22 protein-coding genes are annotated in these 22661 nt (G+C 64.1%); 5 read left to right on the top strand and 17 right to left on the bottom strand.

Going from position 1 to position 22661, the window contains the following annotated elements:
• Nucleotides 1-84: 84 nt before the first annotated feature.
• From G7Z99_RS05425 to G7Z99_RS05375, 11 genes are all read right to left on the bottom strand, one after another.
• Entirely contained in the window at nucleotides 85-411 is a 327-nt protein-coding gene (locus G7Z99_RS05425; protein ID WP_181092687.1) for a GlpM family protein, read from the bottom strand.
• A gap of 35 nt (nucleotides 412-446) precedes the next feature.
• Nucleotides 447-1772: a sigma-54-dependent transcriptional regulator gene (locus G7Z99_RS05420; RefSeq protein ID WP_181092561.1), complete on the bottom strand. Its 1326-nt coding sequence runs from the start codon at nucleotides 1770-1772 to the stop codon at nucleotides 447-449.
• Nucleotides 1769-3682 (bottom strand): sensor histidine kinase, encoded by a 1914-nt coding sequence (locus G7Z99_RS05415; RefSeq protein ID WP_181092560.1) that lies wholly within the window; start codon nucleotides 3680-3682, stop codon nucleotides 1769-1771. Before G7Z99_RS05415 ends, G7Z99_RS05420 begins: the two co-directional genes overlap by 4 nt.
• Before the next feature lie 64 nt (nucleotides 3683-3746).
• Nucleotides 3747-4481, bottom strand: a complete 735-nt coding sequence (locus tag G7Z99_RS05410; protein ID WP_181092559.1) for an amino acid ABC transporter ATP-binding protein — start codon at nucleotides 4479-4481, stop codon at nucleotides 3747-3749.
• Entirely contained in the window at nucleotides 4478-5149 is a 672-nt protein-coding gene (locus G7Z99_RS05405) for an amino acid ABC transporter permease (protein WP_181092558.1), read from the bottom strand. Before G7Z99_RS05405 ends, G7Z99_RS05410 begins: the two co-directional genes overlap by 4 nt.
• Nucleotides 5150-5896: an amino acid ABC transporter permease gene (locus tag G7Z99_RS05400; protein WP_181092557.1), complete on the bottom strand. Its 747-nt coding sequence runs from the start codon at nucleotides 5894-5896 to the stop codon at nucleotides 5150-5152.
• 141 nt (nucleotides 5897-6037) lie between these two features.
• Nucleotides 6038-6958 carry a glutamate/aspartate ABC transporter substrate-binding protein gene (locus tag G7Z99_RS05395; protein ID WP_181092556.1) on the bottom strand — a complete coding sequence of 307 codons (921 nt, stop codon included), beginning with the start codon at nucleotides 6956-6958 and terminating at the stop codon, nucleotides 6038-6040.
• A 336-nt stretch (nucleotides 6959-7294) separates the two neighbouring features.
• Nucleotides 7295-8821 (bottom strand): glycerol-3-phosphate dehydrogenase, encoded by a 1527-nt coding sequence (gene glpD / locus G7Z99_RS05390; RefSeq protein ID WP_181092555.1) that lies wholly within the window; start codon nucleotides 8819-8821, stop codon nucleotides 7295-7297.
• A 569-nt stretch (nucleotides 8822-9390) separates the two neighbouring features.
• Complete coding sequence (locus G7Z99_RS05385) at nucleotides 9391-10146, bottom strand: DeoR/GlpR family transcriptional regulator (protein ID WP_181092554.1); 756 nt, start codon at nucleotides 10144-10146, stop codon at nucleotides 9391-9393.
• Between the two features lie 262 nt (nucleotides 10147-10408).
• Nucleotides 10409-11899: a glycerol kinase GlpK gene (gene glpK / locus G7Z99_RS05380; RefSeq protein ID WP_181092553.1), complete on the bottom strand. Its 1491-nt coding sequence runs from the start codon at nucleotides 11897-11899 to the stop codon at nucleotides 10409-10411.
• A gap of 62 nt (nucleotides 11900-11961) precedes the next feature.
• Nucleotides 11962-12804, bottom strand: coding sequence for an MIP/aquaporin family protein (locus tag G7Z99_RS05375; protein ID WP_181092552.1), 843 nt, complete (start codon nucleotides 12802-12804; stop codon nucleotides 11962-11964).
• Nucleotides 12805-13106: 302 nt separating this feature from the next.
• Here G7Z99_RS05375 and ybaK point away from each other — a divergent pair, with 302 nt between their 5' ends.
• Nucleotides 13107-13577: a Cys-tRNA(Pro) deacylase gene (gene ybaK / locus G7Z99_RS05370; protein ID WP_181092551.1), complete on the top strand. Its 471-nt coding sequence runs from the start codon at nucleotides 13107-13109 to the stop codon at nucleotides 13575-13577.
• Between the two features lie 33 nt (nucleotides 13578-13610).
• On the opposite strand, the gene G7Z99_RS05365 is transcribed toward ybaK, so the two are convergent.
• Nucleotides 13611-14720 carry an ABC transporter ATP-binding protein gene (locus tag G7Z99_RS05365; protein ID WP_181092550.1) on the bottom strand — a complete coding sequence of 370 codons (1110 nt, stop codon included), beginning with the start codon at nucleotides 14718-14720 and terminating at the stop codon, nucleotides 13611-13613.
• Nucleotides 14717-15637, bottom strand: coding sequence for an ornithine carbamoyltransferase (gene argF / locus G7Z99_RS05360; RefSeq protein ID WP_181092549.1), 921 nt, complete (start codon nucleotides 15635-15637; stop codon nucleotides 14717-14719). Before argF ends, G7Z99_RS05365 begins: the two co-directional genes overlap by 4 nt.
• A gap of 403 nt (nucleotides 15638-16040) precedes the next feature.
• Here argF and grxD point away from each other — a divergent pair, with 403 nt between their 5' ends.
• Nucleotides 16041-16376: a Grx4 family monothiol glutaredoxin gene (gene grxD / locus G7Z99_RS05355; RefSeq protein WP_181092548.1), complete on the top strand. Its 336-nt coding sequence runs from the start codon at nucleotides 16041-16043 to the stop codon at nucleotides 16374-16376.
• A 191-nt stretch (nucleotides 16377-16567) separates the two neighbouring features.
• Here grxD and bfr read toward each other — a convergent pair whose 3' ends face one another.
• Nucleotides 16568-17041, bottom strand: a complete 474-nt coding sequence (bfr, locus tag G7Z99_RS05350) for a bacterioferritin (protein WP_181092547.1) — start codon at nucleotides 17039-17041, stop codon at nucleotides 16568-16570.
• Nucleotides 17042-17239: 198 nt separating this feature from the next.
• Nucleotides 17240-17461, bottom strand: coding sequence for a bacterioferritin-associated ferredoxin (locus G7Z99_RS05345; protein ID WP_181092546.1), 222 nt, complete (start codon nucleotides 17459-17461; stop codon nucleotides 17240-17242).
• A gap of 210 nt (nucleotides 17462-17671) precedes the next feature.
• Here G7Z99_RS05345 and G7Z99_RS05340 point away from each other — a divergent pair, with 210 nt between their 5' ends.
• Nucleotides 17672-18274 (top strand): peroxiredoxin, encoded by a 603-nt coding sequence (locus tag G7Z99_RS05340; RefSeq protein WP_181092545.1) that lies wholly within the window; start codon nucleotides 17672-17674, stop codon nucleotides 18272-18274.
• A 109-nt stretch (nucleotides 18275-18383) separates the two neighbouring features.
• On the opposite strand, the gene rnt is transcribed toward G7Z99_RS05340, so the two are convergent.
• The gene (gene rnt, locus G7Z99_RS05335) at nucleotides 18384-18995 is read right to left on the bottom strand and encodes a ribonuclease T (protein ID WP_219854087.1); all 612 of its coding nucleotides are present in this window, start codon (nucleotides 18993-18995) and stop codon (nucleotides 18384-18386) included.
• Between the two features lie 56 nt (nucleotides 18996-19051).
• Complete coding sequence (pyrC, locus tag G7Z99_RS05330) at nucleotides 19052-20098, bottom strand: dihydroorotase (RefSeq protein ID WP_181092544.1); 1047 nt, start codon at nucleotides 20096-20098, stop codon at nucleotides 19052-19054.
• A 130-nt stretch (nucleotides 20099-20228) separates the two neighbouring features.
• Between pyrC and G7Z99_RS05325 the strand changes: the two genes are divergently transcribed.
• Both G7Z99_RS05325 and G7Z99_RS05320 read left to right on the top strand, forming a co-directional pair.
• On the top strand, nucleotides 20229-21218 hold the full coding sequence (locus tag G7Z99_RS05325; RefSeq protein WP_181092543.1) for a flagellar protein MotY: 990 nt from the start codon (nucleotides 20229-20231) through the stop codon (nucleotides 21216-21218).
• A gap of 126 nt (nucleotides 21219-21344) precedes the next feature.
• Complete coding sequence (locus tag G7Z99_RS05320; protein ID WP_181092542.1) at nucleotides 21345-22562, top strand: argininosuccinate synthase; 1218 nt, start codon at nucleotides 21345-21347, stop codon at nucleotides 22560-22562.
• Nucleotides 22563-22661: the final 99 nt, after the last annotated feature.

The raw sequence follows: 22661 nt of genomic DNA, 5'->3' as shown, positions 1-22661 counted from the left end.
GGCATGACCGAGCGCACGCGGTAGATAGATCTGACCAATCGAGACGCCGTGCGCGGGCCGACCCTCAGCCGCGCTTTGACAGGGTCAGTGCAGGCGGACCCAGACGGTCACCAGCACGGCGGCGGCGATCAGCCAGGCGAACGCGGCGCCGACCAGTGCGGCTTCCAGGCGCAGCCGATCGACCAGCACGTAGAGGGCGGCCAGGTAGACGAAGTACGGCAGGATCGACCACATGCCGAACACGATGGTGGTCTTCAGGTCGTCCAGCGACCGTCCCTTGCCGACGATGTAGTGCGCGATCAGCGCGAACGTCGGGAACAGCGGCACCAGCCCGGCGATGTAGTAGTTGCGGGTCTTCGACAAGATGGCCAGCAACACCACCACGCCTGCGCCGATGGCGGCTTTGAAGATCAGGTCCATGTCTTGGGGTCCGTGCGAGTGATCGGTCAGCCGAGGCCGTATTTCTTGACCTTGTCGAACAAGGTGGTCTTGGCCATGCCCAGCTCCTGGCTGGCCTGGCTCAGGTTGCCACCGCTGCGCTGCAGGGCATCGCTCAGCAGGTGACGCTCGAAGGCCTCGACCGCTTCGGCGAAGCCCAGGGTCTGGCCCGTGCTGGCATCGTGTTTCTTGAAGGCCGGCAGGCCCAGGGCATGGCGTTCGGCGACGTTGCGCAGCTCGCGCACGTTCCCGGGCCAGTCATGGCCCATGAGCCGCGACAGGGTCTGGCTGTCGATCGCCGGGGTCGGACGGTCGAACCGCAAGGCCGCCTGCTCGAGGAAATGCTCGAACAACTGCAGGATGTCTTCGCGGCGCTCGCGCAGTGCTGGCAGCTCCAGCGAGACCACGTTCAGGCGGTAGTACAGGTCGCTGCGAAACTCGCCGCGCTGGCCCAGCTCCGCCAGGTCGGCCTTGGTCGCCGCGATCACCCGGCAGTCCACGGCGATGCTCTGGTTCGAACCCAACCGTTCCAGGGTGCGCTCCTGCAGCACGCGCAGCAGCTTGATCTGCAGGTTGATCGGCATGCTTTCCACCTCGTCGAGGAACAGCGTGCCGCCATTGGCGTGCTCGATCTTGCCGATGCGCCGTTTGCCCGCCCCGGTGAACGCGTTGGCCTCATGGCCGAAGATCTCGCTCTCGAACAGGTTTTCCGGCAACCCGCCGCAATTGAGCGCCACGAACGGCCGGTCATGACGACGGCTGAAATCGTGCAGGCAGCGGGCGACCAGTTCCTTGCCGGTGCCGGTCTCGCCTTCGATGAGCACGTTGGCCGAGGTGTCGCCGACGTTGGCGATCAGCTCGCGCAGTTGCTGCATCGCCGGCGAGCGTCCGATGATGCGCGCTTCCAGCGAGCCCTGGCTGGCCAGCTGACGCCTGAGGGTGGTGACCTCGCGGGACAGGCTGCGCTGTTCCAGTGCGCGGCGCACCACATCCACCAACCGCTCGGGAGAGAAGGGCTTTTCCATGAAGTCGTAGGCGCCGCTGCGCATCGCCCCGACCGCCATGCTGATGTCGCCATGGCCCGTGATCAGTACGACTGGCAGGCTGCGATCGCGGGCCTTGAGCTGCCTGAGCAGTTCGAGGCCATCCATGCCAGGCAGGCGGATGTCGCTGACCACGATGCCGGCGAAGTGCTCGTCGATGCGTTCGAGCGCCTGTTCGGCGCTGCCGACGCCTTCGCTGGCGATGTCCTCCAAGGCCAGGGCCTGCTGGCAGCCCAGCAGCACGTGGGGGTCGTCTTCGACGATCAGGACGGTAAGAGGCTCGGGGGTCATGGTGCGCTACCGGTTGCTTGAGGTGTAGCCAGGGGCAGCACGAGCACGAAGGCCGTACCGCCATGGGCGGGATGCTCGACGCTGAGCGTGCCTTTCGCGGCTGCGGCCAGGCTGGCTGACAAGGTCAGGCCCAGGCCCAGGCCGTGCTCGCCCGGCTTGGTGGTGAAGAAGGGTTCGAACAGGTGCTTGCGGGTCTCGTCGTCGATGCCGTGGCCATTATCGCGTACGTGCAGGCGATAGCGGCCTTCGTCGAGCGCGCCCTCCAGCCACAGTTCGGGCGCAGGCTGATGGGCCATGGCGTCCAGCGCGTTGCCGATGAGGTTGGTCAGGATCTGCTCGAGTCGGGTCTGGTCGATGGCCAGGCGCGGATCGTCGAGCGCCCGGTGCACGCGCAGCCCACAAGCCGCGATCCGTCGCGCCAGCACTTGCAGCACTGCCTCGATCGCCTTGTCCAGCGAAGCCTGGCCGCTGTCGTCGCTGCGTCGGGCGAACGAGCGCAGGCTGGCCGTGATGCGCCCCATGCGGTCGATCAGGTCGTTCATGGTCAGCAGGTTGGCGCTGGCGGTGTCCATGGCGCCGCGCTCCAGGAAGCGCACCGTGTTGCCTGACAGCGTGCGCAGGGCGGCCAGCGGCTGGTTCAGTTCATGGGCGATGCTGGTGGACATCTGCCCGATGGCCGCCAGCTTGCCGGCCTGCACCAGCTCATCCTGGGCCTGGCGCAGCGTCTGCTCGGCCTGGCGGCGCTCACGGATCTGGCCCTTGAGCCGCTCGTTGCTGGCGCGCAGGTCGGCCGTGCGTTCGGCGATGCGTCGCTCCAGGTGGCTGTTGGCCTGCTCCAGCGCCTCGCGGGCCGCCAGTCGCGTCGCCAGCACCTTGCGTCGCTCGTTCCAGGCGATCAGCACGATGGTCAGCAGGGCGAAGAAGAACCCGGCCAGCACACCCTGGATCATCGCTTCGCGCTTGAGTTCGTGCAGCGGCGTGAGCAGCGTCAGGCGCCAAGGCGTGTCGGCCAGGCGCCGCGTCTGGGCCAGGTAGGTCACGGCACGCCGTTCCTTGTCGTTCTCTTCGGTCTGGTCGAGGGCCGGGAAGGTCAGCAGCTCGGTCCCGTCGCCCAGCACCTCGCGGTCCAGCGGCTGCAGTTCGTTGATCGGCCACCAGTAGTACTGCAGGCTGCGCGCCAGGCGCTCCTTGTCTTCCGGTGTCAACGGCCAGACCGACTTGAGCCGCCGCGCCGGGTCGCTGGAGAGGATGATCACCCCGTTCTCGTCGCTGACGAAGGCTTCCAGGCGGGCCCGTTGCCAGCGCTCTTCCAGGGTGTCCAACCCGACCTTGATCACCGCCACGCCCTTGATCCGGCCGTGCTCCTCCAGGCCGTGGGCCAGGTAGTAGCCAGGGTCGCCGGTGGTGCTGCCGATGCCGTAGAAACGTCCCGGCCGACCGCGCACCGCGTCCTGGAAGTAGGCACGAAACGACAGGTCTTCGCCCAGGAACGAGCTGGCGTCGCGCCAGTTGCTGGTGGCCTGGACACGCCCGCTGGTGTCGAGGATGAAGATGACCTTGCTGCGGCTGCGACGGTTCAGGCCTTCGAGGTATTCGTTGACGGCCTGACGCCCTTCGCCTTCCGGGCTTTCGAGCAGGGTCGACACGCTGTCTTCCAGCTCCAGCAGGCTGGGCAGGTAGGTGTACTTGCTGATCTCGCTCTCGACGGTGCGCGCATGCAGCTCGAGCTGGCGTTCGCCGTTTTCGCTCAGGCTGCGGATGCCGCTGCGCTCGCTCAGCATGAACGCCACGCAGCCCAGGCCGACCATCAGCAGGACGATCAGGGGCGGCAGCAGCAGTTGGCGGATCAGACGGGATTTCACGGCGAAGGCAGGCGGGTCAGGCAAGGACAGGGCGGGGTCGCATTTCATCACAGTGCCCTCGCCGTCACCAGCGCCCATTGCCCGTCAGGGCGAACAATGGGCACCTTCAGCCTCAGTGTTGCAGGATCTTGCTGAGGAATTGCTGGGTACGCTCGTGTCGCGCGCTCGGGTTGCCAAAGAAGTCTTCCTTCTGGCAGTCCTCGATGATGCTGCCCTTGTCCATGAAGATCACCCGGTTGGCGACCTTGCGCGCGAAGCCCATTTCGTGGGTCACGCACATCATGGTCATGCCTTCGTGGGCCAGTTCGACCATGACGTCGAGCACCTCGTTGACCATTTCCGGATCGAGGGCCGACGTGGGTTCGTCGAACAGCATCACGATCGGGTCCATCGACAAGGCGCGGGCGATCGCCACGCGCTGCTGCTGGCCACCGGACAACTGCCCCGGGTGCTTCTTGGCGTGCGCGCTCAGGCCCACGCGGTCGAGCAGGGCCAGGCCCTTCTTGTTGGCCTCCGCTTCGCTGCGCCCGAGTACCTTGCGCTGGGCGATGGTGAGGTTCTCGGTGATCGACAGGTGCGGGAACAGCTCGAAGTGCTGGAACACCATGCCGACTCGAGAGCGCAGCTTGGGCAGGTTGGTCTTCGGGTCGGCGATGGAAGTGCCGTCGACGACGATGTCACCCTTCTGGAAGGGTTCCAGGGCATTGACGCACTTGATCAGGGTCGACTTGCCCGAACCGGACGGCCCGCAGACCACCACGACCTCGCCTTTCTTCACCTCGGTGCTGCAATCGGTCAGCACCTGGAAGTCGCCGTACCACTTGTTGACGTTCTTGATGGAAATCATACGGTGATCCTTTTTTGCAGGCGCTTGACCAGCCAGGAAGCGGAGAAACTGATGATGAAGTACACGAGACCGGCGAAGATCAGGAACTCGTGGGAGCGCCCGATGATGTCCCCGTTGGCGCGTGCCGAGTTGAGGAAGTCGACCAGGCCCACGGTGTAGACCAGCGAGGTGTCCTGGAACAGGATGATGCTCTGCTGCAGCAGCAGCGGGGTCATCTTGCGGAAGGCCTGGGGCAGGATGATCAGACGCATGGTCTGGCCGTAGGTCATGCCCAGCGCCTGGGCAGCCCCCATCTGGCCCTTGGCGATGGACTGCACACCGGCACGGACGATCTCGCAGAAGTAGGCGGCCTCGAACATCATGAACGCCACCACGCACGAGGTGAAGGCCCCGATCGGGGTGTCTTCGCCGGTGATCCAGCGCAGTACGAACGGCACCGCCAGGTAGAACCAGGTGATGACCAGCAGCAGGGGGATCGAGCGGAAGTAGTTGACGTAGGCGCCAGCCACCCTCGACATCAGCTTGTTCGACGACAACCGCATCAGGGCCAGAATCGTGCCCAGCACGATACCGCCGATCACGCCCATGACCATCAGTTCCAGGGTCAGCAGCATGCCGTTCCAGAGCGCCGGCAGGGCCGGCACGATTTCACTGAAATCCAGTTCCATTTACTTGCCTCCCACGGAGATCAGGCCAGGCACCGCGACCTTCTTCTCGATCAGGCGCATGAGCAGCATCAGGCCCATGTTCAGGGTGAAGTAGATCAGCGTGGCGAGGGTGAAGGCTTCGAACAGGTTGGCGGAGAATTCGGCGGTCTGCTTGGTCTGCGCCAGCAGCTCCATCAAGCCGATCAACGAGGCTACCGACGAGTTCTTGAACACGTTCAAAAATTCCGAGGTGAGCGGCGGAATGATGATCCGGTAGGCCTGGGGCAACAGCACGGTGGTGTAGATCTGCGAGGTCCGGAAGCCCATGGCCCGTGCGGCGGATTCCTGGCCGCGTGGCAACGCCTGGATACCGGTACGCACCTGTTCGCAGACGCGTGCGGCGGTGAACAGGCCCAGGCAGACGATCACGCTGATCAGGGCCGAGGTCGTCGGGTTCAGGTCCTGCTTGAACCATTCCTGCAGGCCTTCGGGCAGCAGGTCCGGCACCAGGAAGTACCAGAGGAACAGCTGCACCAGCAGCGGCACGTTGCGGAACAGTTCCACGTAGACGGTGGCGATCCCCGATACCAGCCGGTTTTGCACGGTGCGCATGACGCCCAGGATCGAGCCGAGCAGCAGTGCGATGATCCATGCGCAGACGGCGATGGCGATGGTCCAGCCCAGACCGGTGACGTACCAGTCCAGATAGATCTCGCTGCCCACGCCGGTGGACTTGAAGAACACGCCCCAGTCCCAGTTGTAATTCATCGGGATTTCCCCTCGAACGGTCGTTTCACGGACAACTTCCAGCATCCAGAGGCGCAGGCGCCCCTGGATGAAAGGTTAGACACTTATGGGCGGCCTGTCGGATACGCGTTGCCCAGGGTGGGCGACAGGCCGCGGGTCAGGTCAGGACTGCTTCTCGTCCGCGGCCTTGTCGGTCGGCTCGGCGATCAGTTTCTTGAGCTCGTCGCTCATCGGGAAGTTCAGGTTCAGACCCTTCGGCGGGATTGGCTGCTGGAACCACTTGTCGTAGCTCTTGTTGACTTCACCCGACTTGAAGTAACCGACGATGGCATCGTCGACCGCTTTCTTGAACGGTTCGTCGCCCTTGCGCACCATGCAGCCGTAGATTTCATAGGACTGCGGCGTACCGGTGATGACCCAGTCCGACGGCTTGCGCGCCTTGGCCATCTCGCCGGCCAGCAGGGCGTCGTCCATCATGAAGGCGACGGCGCGACCGCTTTCGAGCATGTTGAACGACTCGCCATGGTCCTTGGCGGAGATCACGTTCATGCCCATCTGCTTGTCGGCATTCATCGCCTTGAGCAGCCGCTCGGAGGTGGTGCCAGCGGTGGTCACCACGTTCTTGCCCTTCAGGTCCTCGAAGTCCTTGTAGGAGGGCTGCCCGTCCTTGGCCTTGACCAGCAGGCGGGTACCGACTTCGAAGATGCCGACCGAGAAGCCGACCTGTTGCTGGCGCTCGACGTTGTTGGTGGTGGAGCCGCATTCCAGGTCGACGGTGCCGTTCTGCACCAGCGGGATACGGGTCTGCGAAGTGACGAGGTTGTAGCGCACTTTCAAGTCAGGTGCATCGAGCTGCTTCTTGAGGGCCTCGACAACGGCCAGCTGGATGTCATGGGAGTAGCCGACGGGCTCTGGCTTGCCGGCCAGGTAGGAGAACGGGATGGAGGAGTCGCGGTGCCCCAGGGTGATGGTGCCCGAATCCTTGATCTTCTTCAGGGTGCCGGTGAGCTCATCGGCCATGACCGGGGAGGCGATCAGGGAAGCGGCAATGGCGGCACCCAGCAAATGACGAACGATACGCATCAATAATTCCTCGACGTTGTTTTTCTTATGAAGCCGTTGGCGGATTCTTTCGTTCAACGAACGCCAGCCAGTGGCGTCGCGTTCGGGTAAGCAGTGTAGAGCATGAGTCGTGCCAAACCACTGTGCCTGGCATAAAGGCTTGGAAACAAGAGGGATTAATCCAATGGATAGGGGGCAAAAGGCCACTCCTCGTCCGGGTCTCCGACTATACGCAAAATGCCCGTTCGGAAAACCGAACGGGCATCGTGGTGGCGCTCATCGTCGCTCAGGGACAGTGGGTCGAAACGCTACAGCGCTGCACCGCAAAGGTGCGCCGTGCCCCACACCTGTCACCTGTCAGGCGGCCTCTGGCGTGCGGGTCCGTGCCAGGTAGTCCCGCAAGGCCTGCTGCTCGGTGGCCGAGAGGAACAGACCCAATTTGGTGCGGCGCCACAGGATGTCCTCGGCCTCCACGGCCCACTCGTCGTGACGCAGGTAGTCCACTTCCCGAGTGTAGAGGCCAGCCCCAAGCGGCTGCCCTAGGTCCTTGAGCCCCTGGGCACCTTCCAGCAGACGCCAGGCGCGGCTGCCATAAGTGACGGCCCAGCGCTGGGCGATCTCGTTCGGCAACCAGGTATGGCGGGCCACCAACGCCTGGGCCAGCTGCGCAGGGGTCTGCATGTCTTCGCCACCAGGCAGGGGTGCGGTAGCGGTCCAGCTGCCCCGCATCTGGCTGAAGAACGGCTTGAGTTCGGCCATCGCCGACTCGGCCAGCTTGCGGTAGGTGGTGAGCTTGCCACCGAAGACCGAGAGCAGCGGTGCCTGGCCGGCCGATGCGGACAGGGCCAGGGTGTAGTCGCGTGTCACGGCGGAGGGGTTGTCGGACTCGTCGTTGCACAGCGGGCGTACGCCCGAGTACGTGTGCAGGATGTCGTCGCGGCTGACCTGGCGCTTGAAGTGGGCGTTGACCACCTTGAGGATGTAGTCGGTTTCCTCGTCGGTGATGCGCACCTTGGCCGGGTCGCCGGTGTATTCACGGTCGGTGGTGCCGATCAGGGTGAAGCGATCCAGGTACGGTATGGCGAAGACGATGCGCTGGTCTTCGTTCTGCAGGATGTGCGCATGCTCGCCTTCGTACAGGCGAGGCACGATCAGGTGGCTGCCCTGGATCAGACGAATGCCGTAAGGCGCATCCAGGTGCAGATCATCCTTGATGAAGCTCGACACCCACGGGCCACCGGCATTGACCAACGCGCGCGCGCGCAGTGTCTGCGAGGTGCCGTCGGCGTTCTGGATCTCCACGTGCCACAGGTTGCCCACACGCTTGGCGCCCAGACAGCGTGTACGGGTGCGGATGTCGGCACCGTGCTCACGCGCGCTCATGGCATTGAGGGCGACCAGGCGGGCATCGTCCACCCAGCAGTCGGCGTATTCGAAACCGTGCGTGATGGCTGGCTTGAGCGCACTGTCCGGACCGAAGCGCAGGCTGCGCGAGGCACCCAGGCGCTTGCGCTTGCCCAGGTGGTCATAGAGGAACAGGCCGGCACGGATCATCCATGTCGGACGCAGGTGAGGGCGGTGAGGCAGCACGAACCGCATCGGCTTGACGATGTGCGGCGCCTTGGCGAGCAGGACTTCACGCTCGGCCAGGGCTTCGCGTACCAGGCGAAACTCGTAGTGCTCCAGGTAGCGCAGGCCACCGTGGATCAGCTTGCTGCTGGCCGACGAGGTGTGGCTGGCCAGGTCGTCCTTTTCGCACAGGAACACCTTGAGCCCACGGCCCGCGGCGTCGGCAGCGATGCCCACACCATTGATCCCGCCTCCGATCACGGCCAGATCGTAGCAGTCGTCGAGCGTTGTCTGGGAAGAAGCGGGATGGGACACGGCGAGGCCTCCTGATGATCGTTCGCAGCGAATGCGAACATCAATGTTCGTTTGCGAAAATACTAGCGCAATAACGGCGGCTTCACCAGGGTGATTGCCATAGAAAAAATAGATGGAGGTGACGGTTCGAACATTTGCGAACATTGGAGAGGCGTGAAGGCAGCGTGTCAGACCCTTTCCAGGGTTGAGCGGCCTCGAGTGGCGTGGCAAGCCCACTCTCAGAACATAAAATAAATTTTCGATTTAACAGTAAATAATTTCAGATTTTTGTGGGCCCTGCGGGCCCAATCGCGGCACAGGGGCCGCTCCCACAGGTCACCGCGATAGCCTGCAACCCCGCGGTGGGGCTACGGGTGTAGGAGCGGCCCCTGTGCCGCGATGGGCCGCAAAGCGGCCCTAGAAATCGATCAGAGATAAAGCCTCTGAGCCATGCCAGCTATCGACATGTTCTCTGCGCGACAGCGCGGCGCCAAGGCGGCGGGCGGACTCCTACAGAATGAACGTGGATGTGGGGCTGCAGAGCCACATGTTCAGCGCGCCACTCGCTTGCGCACCCTGCTCGCCTGTCCTCACACCACTTCGAGACGTACCTTGTGCTGGCCGAGCAGCTCGGCCAGGGCAGGCGAGGGCGTGCGATCGGTCACCAGGCAATCGACCAGGCTGATCGACCCCAGCCTGACCATGGCGTTGCGCCCGAACTTGCTCGAGTCGGCGGCCAGGATCACCTGGCGGGCATTGGTGATGATCGATTGCGATACACGCACTTCCTGGTAGTCGAAATCGAGCAGGCTGCCGTCTTCGTCGATGCCGCTGATCCCGACCACGGCGAAGTCGACCTTGAACTGATCGATGAAGTCGACGCTCGCCTGTCCCACCACCCCGCCATCGCGACGGACCTTGCCACCGGCGACCAGCACGTCGAAATCGTCCTTGGCACTGAGGATGGAAGCCACGTGCAGGTTGTTGGTGATGATCTTCAGGTGTTCGTGGTTGAGCAGGGCGCGGGCGATGAATTCCGTGGTGGTGCCGATGTTGATGAACAGCGAGGCATGATCGGGGATCTGCCGGGCGACGGCTTCGGCGATGCGTTGTTTTTCGTCGCGCATCTGGTCGGCGCGCATGGCGTAGGCGGTGTTCTCGATGCTCGAGTCGTAGGCGGCGCCCCCGTGGTAGCGACGCAGCAGGTTGGCCTCGGCCAGTTGATTGATGTCACGGCGAATGGTTTGCGGGGTCATGACGAACAGCTGCGCCATTTCCTCGATGCTGACGTAGCCGCGCTCGCGTACCAGCTCGAGGATCTGTTGTTGTCGGGGGGGCAGGTTCATGGGCTTCCTTCAAGCGGCCGGCAAAGCCCCAGACGGTACAAGCTGGCGGGCGTGAGCTGCAAGCTGAAAGCGGCAGGGAGCGAGCGGTTAGCGGCAGGGAGCGAAGCGGTGAGCTGCAGGCGACGAGCTGGAAGGTGGAAGGGGCTGTCGAGCAGCGTCGAGCAAGCGCATGGCTGGGCGGGGCCACAGGGGCGACCCCAGCCTGCCGCGTCCTCGACAGGATGAGCCGCTGACAGGGCTCATCCCAGGCCGCTCGCCGCTGTCAGGCCTCCCAGTCGCGGGTACGCTCGATGGCTTTCTTCCAGCCCGCATAGAGCTTTTCTTTCTCGGCTTCTTCCAGGCGTGGCGTGAACTCGCGTTCGATCACGGCCTTGCCGCGCAGTTCGTCCAGCCCGCTCCAGAAGCCGCAGGCCAGGCCTGCCAAGTAGGCGGCACCCAGTGCGGTGGTCTCGCGCATTTGCGGGCGCTCGACGCAGGTGCCGAGGATGTCGGCCTGGAACTGCATGAGGAAGTTGTTGGCCACTGCACCGCCATCCACGCGCAGTTCGCTGAGGCGTTGACCGCAGTCCTGCTGCATGGCGTCGAGCACGTCACGGGTCTGATAGGCGATCGACTCCAGCGCTGCGCGAATGATGTGATCGACCTTCACGCCACGGGTCAGGCCGAACAGCGCGCCACGTGCGTAGGGGTCCCAGTAGGGGGCGCCCAGGCCGGTGAAGGCAGGGACCAGGTACACGCCATTGCTGTCCTTGACCTTGCTGGCGAAGTATTCGGTGTCGAGCGCATCGTTGACGATCTTCAGTTCGTCACGCAGCCATTGCACGGTCGACCCGCCGTTGAAGACCGCGCCTTCCAGGGCGTAGGCCACTTCGCCACGCGGACCGCAGGCGATGGTGGTCAGCAGGCCATGGGACGAGCTCACCGGCTCGCTGCCGGTGTTCATCAGCAGGAAGCAGCCGGTGCCGTAGGTGTTCTTGGCCTGGCCAGGCTCCACGCACATCTGCCCGAACAGGGCCGACTGCTGGTCACCGGCGATACCGGCGATGGCGATGCCGCTCTTGGTGTGGCCATAGACTTCCGAGGAGCTGCGGACCTCTGGCAGCAGGCTCGCCGGAATGCCGAGCAGGTCCAGCATCTTCGCGTCCCAGGTCAGGGTATGGATGTTGAACATCAAGGTGCGCGAGGCATTGGTGTAGTCGGTGACGTGGATCTTGCCACCGGAGAATTTCCAGATCAGCCAGGTATCGACGGTACCGAACATCAGCTCGCCGCGCTCGGCGCGCTCGCGCACGCCCTCCACGTTGTCCAGGATCCACTTGAGCTTGGTGCCGGAGAAGTAGGGGTCGATGACCAGACCCGTGGTCTGGCGGATGTAGTCCTCGTGTCCGTCGAGCTTGAGTTGCTCGCAGATGCCGGTGCTGCGTCGGCATTGCCAGACGATGGCATTGTACACCGGCCGGCCGGTTTCCCGATCCCAGACCACGGTGGTTTCACGCTGGTTGGTGATCCCCAGCGCCGCCACCTGGGCATGGCTGATGTTGGCCTGGGCCAACGCTTCGACCATGGTGGCGCTCTGGGTGGCGAAGATTTCCATCGGGTCGTGCTCGACCCAGCCCGCCTGGGGGTAGTGCTGGGCGAACTCGCGCTGGGAGGTGCAGACCACGTTGGCGTCACGGTCGAAAATGATGGCTCGCGAACTGGTCGTGCCCTGGTCCAGGGCGATGATGTACTGTTTGTCGAGGCTGTCTGTCATGTCGGTGACCTTGCAAAAAAAGGGAGAGGCGGCTGGGCTCGCGGGAGGTTCGCAGCCGGCGCTCAGGAAACGGGGGTGTTCACACGGGCCGCATCGGCCTGCACCGGGTCGTGGGCCACGCTCGGCAAGTGGCGCGCAATCATGCCACGGTAGGCCGCTGCCCCCAGGCAGGCACCCAGGATCGGCGCGACGATCGGTACCAGGAAGTAGGGAATGTCGCGGCCGCCGGTCAGGCTCACTTCACCCCAGCCGGCCAGGAACGTCATCAGCTTGGGGCCGAAGTCCCGTGCCGGGTTCATGGCGAAGCCCGTCAGCGGGCCCATGGCGCTGCCGATCACCGCGATCAGCAGGCCGATCAGCAGCGGCGCCATCGGCCCCCGGCGCAACCCGTTGTTGTCATCGGTCAAGGCCATGATCACCCCCATCAGAATGGCCGTGATGACCACCTCGACCAGGAAGGCCTGACCGATGCCCAGGGCAGCGTTGGGATAGGTGGAGAAGATCGACGCCAGCTCGAGGCTCTCGACGCTGCCGCGCACCAGACCATGGCTTTGTTCGAAATCGAAAAACAGGTTGCTGTACAAGGTGTACACCAGGGCGGCCGAGCAGAAGGCGCCAAGCACCTGGGCGAGGATGTAGAACGGCACCTTGCGTCGCTCGAAACCGGCGAACAGCCACAGTGCGATGCTGACGGCCGGGTTCAGGTGGGCGCCGGAAATGCCGGCGGTCAGGTAGATGCCCATGCTCACGCCGATGCCCCAGACGATGCTGATTTCCCAGAGCCCGAAGCCGGCACCGGCGACTTTCATGGCGGCCACGCAACCGGTGCCGAAGAAGATGAGCAGGGCTGTACCGAGAAATTCGGCCAGGCACTGAGCCCGAAGGGTAGGAGCGGTGTTCGTCATGTATGACCTCGTTCTTGTTGTTGTTAGGCGCGGCTGCGCTCGACAGCAAGGCCCGCTTCGATCCGCACTGAAGCTGGGCGTTTGAATCGGGATGCACCCTGATGAAGCAGGGTTTCTTCAGAAACGAAAAAATATAGACAAGAAATACTAATGTCAAAGGTCGAAACCGAACGGTCGGCCATTTCGTGACCGGTCTTCTGCGCGTCGTCTTGTCGACGAGCACAAGCCAAGAGGGCATGACCTGGCCCGGACCAGGGTTTTGGCCTACAGTGGGCATTGATCGCCCCTGCTCGGAACTGCCCATGACACCCGCCTTGGCCTTGCTCAAGAAAGCCCGCGTCGACCACCGTGTTCATAGCTATGCCCACGATCCGAAGGCGGCCTCGTACGGGCTGGAGGCCGCCGAGAAACTCGGTCTGGACGCGCGGCAGGTGTTCAAGACCTTGCTGGCCTGTACCGAAAAGGGCGAATTGCTGGTGGCCGTGGTGCCGGTGACGGGAACCCTGGACCTCAAGGGCCTGGCCCAGGCGGCCGAGGTGAAGAAATGCGAGATGGCCGACCCCGCGCTGGCGCAGCGCTCGACGGGCTATCTGGTCGGAGGGATCAGCCCGCTGGGACAGAAGAAGCGCTTGCGGACCTTCATCGACGCGTCTGCGCAGGGCCTGGCGACCGTGCATGTCAGCGCCGGGCGGCGTGGTCTGGAAGTCGAACTGACCGCCGAGGCCTTGTCGACGCTGACCCAGGCTAAATTCGCCGACATCGGGCGAGGCTAGAGGGCGACAGCGAGGCTGCCGCCCTCCGGCCGGTCAGTGCGGGGCGCTGTAGCGCCGAACGCCGGCTTGCGCGCTGGGCAGTTGCGCAGGGACACTGCCTTGCGCCGGGAACACCACCAGGTGATCCGCCTCGACGGCCACGCCCACGTCTTCGCCGACCTGATGGTCCACGTGGCTGGGGAAGATCGCCTCGAGCTGGCTGCCGGTCGACAGTTGCAGGCGATACAGGGTCGAGGCGCCGAGAAAACTCTTGCCGACGATGCGCGGACGCAAGGGGCTGTCCGGTGCATGAACGATGTCGTCGGGACGCAACAGCACGTCGACGGCGCTACCGGGCGCCATGCTGTAGGCCCGATTGCCACGCAGCTCGCCCAGTTCGGTGCTGACCGATTCGTGGCTGGTCAGTTGGCCGCGGATGAAATAGCCCTGGCCGATGAAGCTGGCCACGAACGGCGTCTGCGGCTCGTGGTAGAGGTTGTAGGGCGTGTCCCACTGTTCCAGGCGACCGGCCTTGAACACACCGACGTGGTCGCTGACCGCGAAGGCTTCCTCCTGATCGTGGGTCACCAGGATGGCGCTGGTGCCACGGCTCTTCAGGATGTCGCGCACTTCATGGCTCAGGCGTCGGCGCAGCTCGACGTCGAGGTTGGAGAACGGCTCGTCGAGCAGGAGCAGCTGAGGCTCCGGCGCCAGCGCGCGCGCCAGTGCCACACGCTGCTGCTGCCCGCCGGACAGCTCGTGCGGGTAGCGCTCGCCCAGGCCGTCGAGCTTGACCAGTTCGAGCATCTCGTCGATCACGCGACGCTGTTGCGGGTGCTTGCCGATGCCGAAGGCGATGTTCTGCGCCACGGTCAGGTGCGGAAACAGCGCATAGTCCTGGAACACCATGCCGATGCGACGCTTCTCGGGAGCGAGGGTGAACCCGGCCCGGGAGATGACCTCGCCCGCCAGGCGAATCTCGCCGGCATGCACCGGCTCGAAGCCTGCGATCGCGCGCAGGGTGGTGGTCTTGCCGCAGCCCGAGGACCCGAGCAGGCAACCGATGTCGCCTGCGTTGAGGTGCAGGTTGAGGTTCTGGACGACGCGCTGGTCGCCGTAGCCGCAGGCGAGATCGCGCAACGACAGCAGTAGGGAAGGGCTCATGCGTGGTGATATGCCGGTTCTACCAGGAATTCGAGGAGCGCCTTCTGTGCATGCAAGCGGTTTTCGGCCTGTGCCCAGGCGACCGAACGGGGGTCGTCGAGCAGGTCCAGGCTGATTTCCTCGCCACGGTGGGCAGGCAGGCAATGCATGAACAGGGCATCGGGTGCCGCCAGGTCGAGTAACGCCTTGTTGACTTGGTAAGGCGCGAAGTGCGCCAGGCGCCGTGCAGTTTCCTCCTCCTGCCCCATGGAAGTCCAGACATCGGTGCTGACCAGGTGTGCGCCCTCCACGGCCTCGCGCGGGTCGCGCAGGACCTGTACCCGATCGCCCGCCTCGGTCAGGAAGCGCGGGTCGGGCTCGTAGCCTTCGGGGCAGGCGATGCGCAGCTGGAAGTCGAACTGCCGGGCCGCCTCCACGTAGCTGTTGCACATGTTGTTGCCATCGCCGATCCAGGCCACCGTCTTGCCCTGGATCGAGCCGCGGTGTTCGACGAACGTCTGCATGTCGGCCAGCAACTGGCAAGGGTGCAGGTCGTCGGACAGGCCGTTGATGACCGGTACGCGGGAGTGGGCGGCGAACTCGGTCAGGGTGGCATGGGCGAAGGTCCGGATCATCACGGCGTCGAGCATGCTCGACATGACGATGGCGCTGTCGGCGATCGGCTCGCCACGGCCCAGCTGCGTGTCACGCGGCGAGAGGAAGATGGCCTGGCCGCCGAGCTGGATCATGCCGGCTTCGAACGACACCCGCGTGCGCGTGGACGATTTCTCGAAGATCATGCCCAGCACGCGGTTCTTCAACGGTTCGAACACCACGCCGCGCTGGCGCAGGGCCTTCAGCTCGATGCCACGACGGATCACGCCGAGCAGTTCGTCAGCGGTGAGGTCCATCAGGGAGAGGAAGTGCCTAGCGTTCATGAGTGACTACCTTATCTGCAACGAATGCAGGTCAGTTCCGGCGTTTTCGAACGACAACGGGTGTGACCTGCGGCGTATGCCGCACCAAGCGACGAGAATGGGAAGGGCGCAATACTATAATTAAATGTCGCCTGAAACCAAGAGGGCATGATGCAAGGCTGTCACAAGGCGTGTCCAGCCAAGTGCGCCTCCTGCGACGTCCAGGCCAGACCCGTTTGTACACGGTCCCTGACGGGCTTGGCAAACCCCTGTCGCCCACGGAGCGTCGGCCGTCGTCCTTCGACCGACGAGCGCGACGCCAGAGGCGCCCAGCGCGCCAGCCGACCGGACAAGTCCCTGGGCTTTCCGTTACACTGCGCTACCGTGCCGGCGATCGTGTCGGAAAGTTAAGCCGAGGTGCTCCATGGATATCATCGAAACAATCAAAGAGCAGATTGCCAACAATACCGTTCTGCTTTACATGAAAGGCTCGCCGAACGCGCCGCAGTGTGGTTTTTCCGCTCGCGCGTCGCAGGCAGTGATGGGATGCGGCGAGAAGTTCGCCTATGTCGATATCCTGCAGAATCCTGAAATCCGCGCCAACCTGCCCAAGTACGCCAACTGGCCGACGTTCCCGCAGCTGTGGGTCGGCGGCGAGCTGGTCGGCGGTAGCGACATCCTGCTGGAAATGTACGAGAAAGGTGAGCTGCAGACCTTGATCAAGGACGCGGCGGCCAAGGCCAAGGCTTCCGAAGCCTGATGCACCCGAGCGTCGCCCTGCGGGGCGGCGCGTCGGTGAAGGTCACGACGGGCGCAAGGCTTCGTCGATGACCGCTCCATGCACATCGCGCGGGTGCTGGCGTGCACATGGGACGGTTCCCCTGTGAAGCCAGCCCGGCGCGAAGGTGCTACGGGCTTCACGCAGGCAGAGGCGTGAAGCCGCGGGCGCGCTTACTCTTCGCCCATCTGCGACTGCATGTAGTTCTCGATACTGATCTTGTCGATCAGCCCCAGTTGGGTTTCCAGCCAGTCGATCTGTTCTTCCTTGCCTTCGAGAATGTCTTCGAGGTGATCACGGCTGCCGAAGTCGCCCGCCGTCTCGCAGTGGGCAATGGCGGCCTTGAGGTCGAGCAGGCCCTTGTGTTCGATGCGCAGGTCGCATTCGATCATCTCGCGGGTATGCTCGCCGATCAGCAGCTTGCCCAGGTCCTGCACGTTGGGGATGCCTTCGAGGAACAGGATGCGCTTGATCAGCGTGTCCGCGTATTTCATCGCATGGATCGAAGCCTTGTACTCGTGCTTGCCAATCGCATGCAGGCCCCAGTCTTCGTACATGCGCGCATGCAGGAAGTATTGGTTGATCGCGACCAGCTCGTTTCCGAGGATTTTGTTGAGGTGCTGGATAACGCTGATGTCGCCTTTCATGTCGGATGCCTGCCATTGAATAAGTGCACTGCGCTGAAGTGTGCGGCGGCGCCCGACAAGTGTCAAACTTAAGTAATTGAATAGTCTATGAAAATCAATAAGAATAAGAATGTTTTCAAACTGCGTCTGGCGACTAACTGCTTGAATTGAAGGCATAAAAAAACCAGGCCGTGGCCTGGTTCTCTGGAAATCGATGATTCATGCGGCTGTAAATTCGACCGGGTAGGGCAGGGCGGCTTGCTGACCGACGTGCAGGTCGGCGAGGGTATCGCGCACTACCTCCTTGGCCAGGCAGGCACATTTGCCGCACTGGGTGCCCACGTTCGTGGCAGCGCGCACCTCCTTGTAGCTGCAGCATCCTTCATAGATCGCGTCGCGGATCTGTCCGTCGGTGACACCTACACAAAGACACACGTACATAGTCGGCCCATCGTCAGTGGCGGCTGGATGGTCAGGAGAGTAATGGTAATGAGAATGCTTGTCAAAACACTTGGTCGAGACGTTTGATCGTCCTGACCGACGGTCAGGGTCGGCCTGTCGAGGGATGCCATGTATGATGGGCGCCCCTTGCGAACCGTGCGGCCTGGCTGCACGGGCCATGCATGACGCCTATCTATCAGGAGATGAACAATGAGCGTACTCGTTGGTAAACAAGCCCCGGACTTCACCGTCGCTGCCGTGCTGGGCACGGGCGAAATCGTCGACAGCTTCAACCTGGCTTCGGCCATCAAGGGCAAGTACGGCCTGGTCTTCTTCTACCCGCTGGACTTCACCTTCGTCTGCCCCTCGGAGCTGATCGCCCTGGACAACCGCATGCCCGAGTTCCAGGCGCGTGGCGTGGAAGTGATCGGCGTGTCCATCGACTCCCACTTCACCCACAACGCCTGGCGCAACACGCCGGTCGAGAAGGGCGGTATCGGCCAGGTCAAGTACACCCTGGCGGCCGACATCTCCCACGAGATCTGCAAGGCCTACGACGTCGAGTCCGAAGGCGGCGTGGCCTTCCGTGGCGCGTTCCTGATCGACCAGAACGGCATGGTGCGCTCGCAGATCATCAACGACCTGCCGCTGGGTCGCAACATGGACGAGCTGCTGCGTCTGGTCGATGCCCTGCAGTTCCACGAAGAGCACGGCGAAGTCTGCCCTGCCAACTGGAAGAAGGGCGACAAGGGCATGACGGCCTCGCCTGAAGGGGTCGCGGCGTACCTGAGCGAGAACGCCGGCAAACTGTAAGCGCCGGGGCCGGGCCTGCGGGCCTGGTCGACAAGCCGCCGGCGTTCGATACGCCGGCGCTCGAGGCCGTCCAGGTGAAGACCCGGGCGGCCTTGTGCTGTCAGGGGGCTCAGTCGTCGAAGTGACGCCAGCCGCCCATGTCCTTCCAGCGATTGACGATGGCGCAGAACAGCTCGGCGGTCTTTTCCGTGTCGTAACGGGCCGAGTGGGCCTCGCGGCCATCGAAGTCGATGTCGGCGCTCTGGCAGGCCCGCGCCAGCACCGTCTGCCCGTACGCCAAGCCGGCCAGGGTGGCCGTGTCGAAGCTGGAGAACGGGTGGAACGGATTGCGCTTGAGGTCCCCCCGTGCCACGGCAGCGTTGAGGAAGCCCAGGTCGAAGCTGCTGTTGTGCCCGACCAGGATGGCGCGCTTGCAGCCATTGGCCTTCAAGGCCTTGCGCACGCCCCGGAAGATGTCGGTCAGTGCGGTCTCCTCGCTGACGGCCATGCGCAGCGGGTGGTCGAGCTTGATGCCGGTGAACTCCAGCGCGGCCTGCTCGATGTTGGCGCCGGCGAACGGCTCGACCCGATGGAAGTAGGTGTGCTCCGGGAACAGGAAGCCCTTCTCGTCCATGCCGATGGTGACCGCGGCGATCTCCAGCAGGGCGTCGGTGGCGCTGTTGAAGCCGCCCGTCTCGACGTCCACGACCACCGGCAGGTAGCCGCGGAAACGTTCGGCCATGGGGTGGCGCAGGTTGGCCGATTGACCGTCCTGGTCTTCGTCGTACAGATCGTCGCTCACGCGTGGTCCTCCAGCAGGCGCCAGCGCAGCGTTTCGCCAGCGCGTAGCGGTATCACCGTCTGCTCGCCGAAGGGCAGGCTCTCGGGTGCGGTCCAGGCATCGCGGACCAGGGTGATGGTGTCGGTATTGGCAGGCAGGCCATAGAAGGCCGGGCCATGCAGGCTGGCGAAACCTTCCAGCTTGTCCAGTGCGTTGCGGCCCTCGAAGGCCTCGGCATACAGCTCGATCGCCGCGTAGGCGGTGTAGCAGCCGGCGCAGCCGCACGCCGACTCTTTGGCATGACGGGCGTGGGGTGCCGAATCGGTGCCCAGGAAGAACTTGCGGTTGCCGCCCGTGGCCGCGTCGAGCAACGCCTCCTGATGGGTGTTGCGCTTGAGGATCGGCAGGCAGTAGAAGTGCGGACGGATACCGCCCACCAGCATGTGGTTGCGGTTGTACAGCAGGTGCTGCGCGGTGATGGTCGCGCCGACGTTGTCGGGCGCTTCGGTGACGAACTGCGCAGCATCGGCGGTGGTGATGTGCTCGAAGACCACCTTGAGGGTCGGGAAGCGTTCGACCACACGGCGCAGGTGCTCGTCGATGAAGCGCTTCTCGCGGTCGAACACGTCGATCTCCGCGCGCGTCACCTCACCGTGCACCAGCAGCGGCAGACCGGCCTCGGCCAGCGCCTCCAGCGCCGGGAAGACGTTGTCGATCAGGGTGACGCCGGAATCGGAATTGGTGGTCGCGCCTGCCGGGTACAGCTTGGCGGCGTACACCAGGCCGCTGGCCTTCGCCTCGGCGATGTCCTGCGCGGTGGTCCGGTCGGTGAGGTACAGCACCATCAGCGGCTCGAAGCGGCTGCCAGCCGGTCGGGCTGCCAGGATGCGCTCGCGGTAGGCGCCGGCCTCGGAGGCGGTGCGCACGGGCGGGACCAGGTTGGGCATGATGATGGCGCGGGCGAAGGTGCGCGCCACGTCGCCGACGGTATGCGGCAACACCGCGCCATCGCGCAGGTGAATATGCCAGTCATCGGGACGCAGGAGGGTCAGGCGATCGGACATTGGGGATTCCAGGCGGGTCGAACTCAAGGCGCAATGCTACCGGAAAAGCCCTTCTCGGGCACGGGCTATCAAGTTTGCCGCAGGGTGACCGATACCGTGAGGTAAGCCGTGATCATCCGTGGAGCCCGCCGTGCGCCAGCGTTACCTTGCCCTGTTCAGTATGTTTGCCAGCCTGCCGGCGATGGCGCTGACGTTCCAGACGCGCATGGAGAACATTGCGTGGACGGTCGAAGGCGACGTCTTCGAATGTCGGCTGATCCAGCCTGTGAACGGTTTCGGCAGTGGCGAGTTCGTGCGGCGTGCCGGGGAGGCGGCGACCTTTCAGCTGCGCTCGGCCGGCAACGCTCTGGGTGCAGGGCCTGCGACCTTGCTGGCGGCCGCTGCGCCCTGGCAGCCCGGGCGTGACGACATCGACCTGGGCAGCGTGCGCCTGGCCCGCACGGGCGTGCTCTTCAGCGCCTCCCAGGGCCAGACCAGTCGCTTGATCAACGGCCTGCTCGACGGGCGCAGCACGGTCGTGCGCAACCGTGCCGGGGAGGGTGGCCGGACGATGGAGGTGCGCGTACTGCCGGTCAGTTTCGCCAAGGCCTATGCCGATTACCAGGCATGTGCCAGCCGCCTGCTGCCGATGAACTACGACCAGATCCGCCAGACCCAGGTCGGCTTCCCTGCCCGTGAGGGGACGGACCTGGACGCTGCCGCCAAGGCGCGCCTGGATGTGCTGCTCGATTACATGAAGGCCGATCCGAGCGTCAATCGCATCGAGCTCGATGGGCACTCCGACAACAGCGGCAACCGCCTGACCAATCGCGAGCTGTCCCGTCGGCGTGCCTTGGCCGTGGCGGACTACTTCAAGGCCCATGGCATCACCGAGGCGCAGATCACCGTCCGTTTCCATGGTGAGCGCTACCCCTTGGCGCGTAACGACAAGGCGGCCAATCGGGCGCGCAACCGTCGCGTCAGCATTCAGTTGGAGCGCGGTGCGCCGCTCCAGGCCGCCACCCCGGTCAGCGAGCCTGCCGCCTCCGCGGCGCCTCAGGCGCCGACGGCAGCGCCTGCGCCGGCACCCGCACCGGCATCCGGTACACCTGCGCCGGCCGCAGCGCCGCCCAAACCCTGAGGGCCGAATGCGTCACGCTTCGCAAAAACGTGTCGCCTGGCCGTCACAAGCTGTCGCCCCACTGTAAATCTTGAGCCAAGCCCGGTAGAATCGTGGGCTTTTCGCACAACCCCGTGGAGTGATGGCATGGCGGACGTAAAAAAGGTCGTACTGGCGTATTCCGGCGGCCTCGATACTTCGGTGATTCTCAAGTGGCTGCAAGACACCTATGACTGCGAAGTGGTGACTTTCACCGCCGACCTGGGCCAGGGCGAGGAAGTCGAGCCCGCACGTGCCAAGGCGCAGGCGATGGGCGTCAAGGAAATCTACATCGACGATCTGCGCGAAGAATTCGTGCGTGACTTCGTCTTCCCGATGTTCCGTGCCAACACCGTCTACGAGGGCGAGTACCTGCTCGGCACCTCGATCGCCCGTCCGCTGATCGCCAAGCGCCTGATCGAGATCGCCAACGAAACCGGCGCTGACGCCATTTCCCATGGCGCCACCGGCAAGGGCAACGACCAGGTCCGCTTCGAGCTGGGTGCCTATGCCCTCAAGCCCGGCGTCAAGGTCATCGCACCGTGGCGCGAGTGGGACCTGCTGTCGCGCGAGAAGCTGATGGACTACGCCGAGAAGCACGGCATCCCGATCGAGCGCCACGGCAAGAAGAAATCGCCCTACTCGATGGACGCCAACCTGCTGCACATCTCCTATGAAGGCGGCGTGCTGGAAGACACCTGGACCGAGCACGAAGAAGACATGTGGCGCTGGAGCGTCTCGCCCGAGAACGCACCTGACCAGGCGACCTACCTCGAGCTGACCTACCGCAATGGCGACATCGTGGCCATCGACGGCGTCGAGATGAGCCCTGCGACCGTTCTGGCCGAGCTCAACCGCATCGGCGGCGCCAATGGCATCGGTCGACTGGACATCGTCGAGAACCGCTACGTCGGCATGAAGTCGCGTGGCTGCTACGAAACCCCAGGCGGCAGCATCATGCTCAAGGCGCATCGCGCCATCGAGTCGATCACCCTGGACCGCGAAGTGGCTCACCTGAAAGACGAGCTGATGCCCAAGTACGCCAGCCTGATCTACACCGGCTACTGGTGGAGCCCGGAGCGCCTGATGCTCCAGCAGATGATCGATGCTTCCCAGACCAGCGTCAACGGCGTGGTCCGCCTGAAACTGTACAAGGGCAACATCATCGTGGTGGGGCGCAAGTCGGACGACTCGCTGTTCGATGCCAACATCGCCACGTTCGAAGAGGACGGCGGTGCCTACAATCAGGCCGATGCGGCCGGCTTCATCAAGCTCAATGCCCTGCGCATGCGTATCGCGGCCAACAAAGGCCGTTCGATGCTCTGAGGCGGTTGAACCTGTGTCGTGCCGGGTGAGCGTTTCCCGGTACGACACCGGTATTCCTGCCGGGCTGTTCCGGCCTGGCACACGGGTCGCGGTGCGTCG

The organism is Pseudomonas entomophila, from assembly GCF_013523165.1.
GTDB classification, from domain to species: Bacteria; Pseudomonadota; Gammaproteobacteria; order Pseudomonadales; family Pseudomonadaceae; genus Aquipseudomonas; species Aquipseudomonas entomophila_A.
The sequence above is the reverse complement of the archived record's forward strand: the minus strand, read 5'-3'. Positions and strand labels throughout refer to the sequence as shown.

What these genes read in the sequence shown, in the direction of transcription:
- G7Z99_RS05420 (WP_181092561.1), bottom strand. Translation starts at nt 1,772, where the DNA reads ATGACCCCCGAGCCTCTTACCGTCCTGATCGTCGAAGACGACCCCCAC.
- G7Z99_RS05415 (WP_181092560.1), bottom strand. Translation starts at nt 3,682, where the DNA reads ATGAAATGCGACCCCGCCCTGTCCTTGCCTGACCCGCCTGCCTTCGCC.
- G7Z99_RS05410 (WP_181092559.1), bottom strand. Translation starts at nt 4,481, where the DNA reads ATGATTTCCATCAAGAACGTCAACAAGTGGTACGGCGACTTCCAGGTG.
- G7Z99_RS05405 (WP_181092558.1), bottom strand. Translation starts at nt 5,149, where the DNA reads ATGGAACTGGATTTCAGTGAAATCGTGCCGGCCCTGCCGGCGCTCTGG.
- G7Z99_RS05400 (WP_181092557.1), bottom strand. Translation starts at nt 5,896, where the DNA reads ATGAATTACAACTGGGACTGGGGCGTGTTCTTCAAGTCCACCGGCGTG.
- G7Z99_RS05395 (WP_181092556.1), bottom strand. Translation starts at nt 6,958, where the DNA reads ATGCGTATCGTTCGTCATTTGCTGGGTGCCGCCATTGCCGCTTCCCTG.
- G7Z99_RS05385 (WP_181092554.1), bottom strand. Translation starts at nt 10,146, where the DNA reads ATGAACCTGCCCCCCCGACAACAACAGATCCTCGAGCTGGTACGCGAG.
- glpK (WP_181092553.1), bottom strand. Translation starts at nt 11,899, where the DNA reads ATGACAGACAGCCTCGACAAACAGTACATCATCGCCCTGGACCAGGGC.
- G7Z99_RS05375 (WP_181092552.1), bottom strand. Translation starts at nt 12,804, where the DNA reads ATGACGAACACCGCTCCTACCCTTCGGGCTCAGTGCCTGGCCGAATTT.
- ybaK (WP_181092551.1), top strand. Translation starts at nt 13,107, where the DNA reads ATGACACCCGCCTTGGCCTTGCTCAAGAAAGCCCGCGTCGACCACCGT.
- G7Z99_RS05365 (WP_181092550.1), bottom strand. Translation starts at nt 14,720, where the DNA reads ATGAGCCCTTCCCTACTGCTGTCGTTGCGCGATCTCGCCTGCGGCTAC.
- argF (WP_181092549.1), bottom strand. Translation starts at nt 15,637, where the DNA reads ATGAACGCTAGGCACTTCCTCTCCCTGATGGACCTCACCGCTGACGAA.
- grxD (WP_181092548.1), top strand. Translation starts at nt 16,041, where the DNA reads ATGGATATCATCGAAACAATCAAAGAGCAGATTGCCAACAATACCGTT.
- bfr (WP_181092547.1), bottom strand. Translation starts at nt 17,041, where the DNA reads ATGAAAGGCGACATCAGCGTTATCCAGCACCTCAACAAAATCCTCGGA.
- G7Z99_RS05345 (WP_181092546.1), bottom strand. Translation starts at nt 17,461, where the DNA reads ATGTACGTGTGTCTTTGTGTAGGTGTCACCGACGGACAGATCCGCGAC.
- G7Z99_RS05340 (WP_181092545.1), top strand. Translation starts at nt 17,672, where the DNA reads ATGAGCGTACTCGTTGGTAAACAAGCCCCGGACTTCACCGTCGCTGCC.
- rnt (WP_219854087.1), bottom strand. Translation starts at nt 18,995, where the DNA reads ATGGCCGAACGTTTCCGCGGCTACCTGCCGGTGGTCGTGGACGTCGAG.
- pyrC (WP_181092544.1), bottom strand. Translation starts at nt 20,098, where the DNA reads ATGTCCGATCGCCTGACCCTCCTGCGTCCCGATGACTGGCATATTCAC.
- G7Z99_RS05320 (WP_181092542.1), top strand. Translation starts at nt 21,345, where the DNA reads ATGGCGGACGTAAAAAAGGTCGTACTGGCGTATTCCGGCGGCCTCGAT.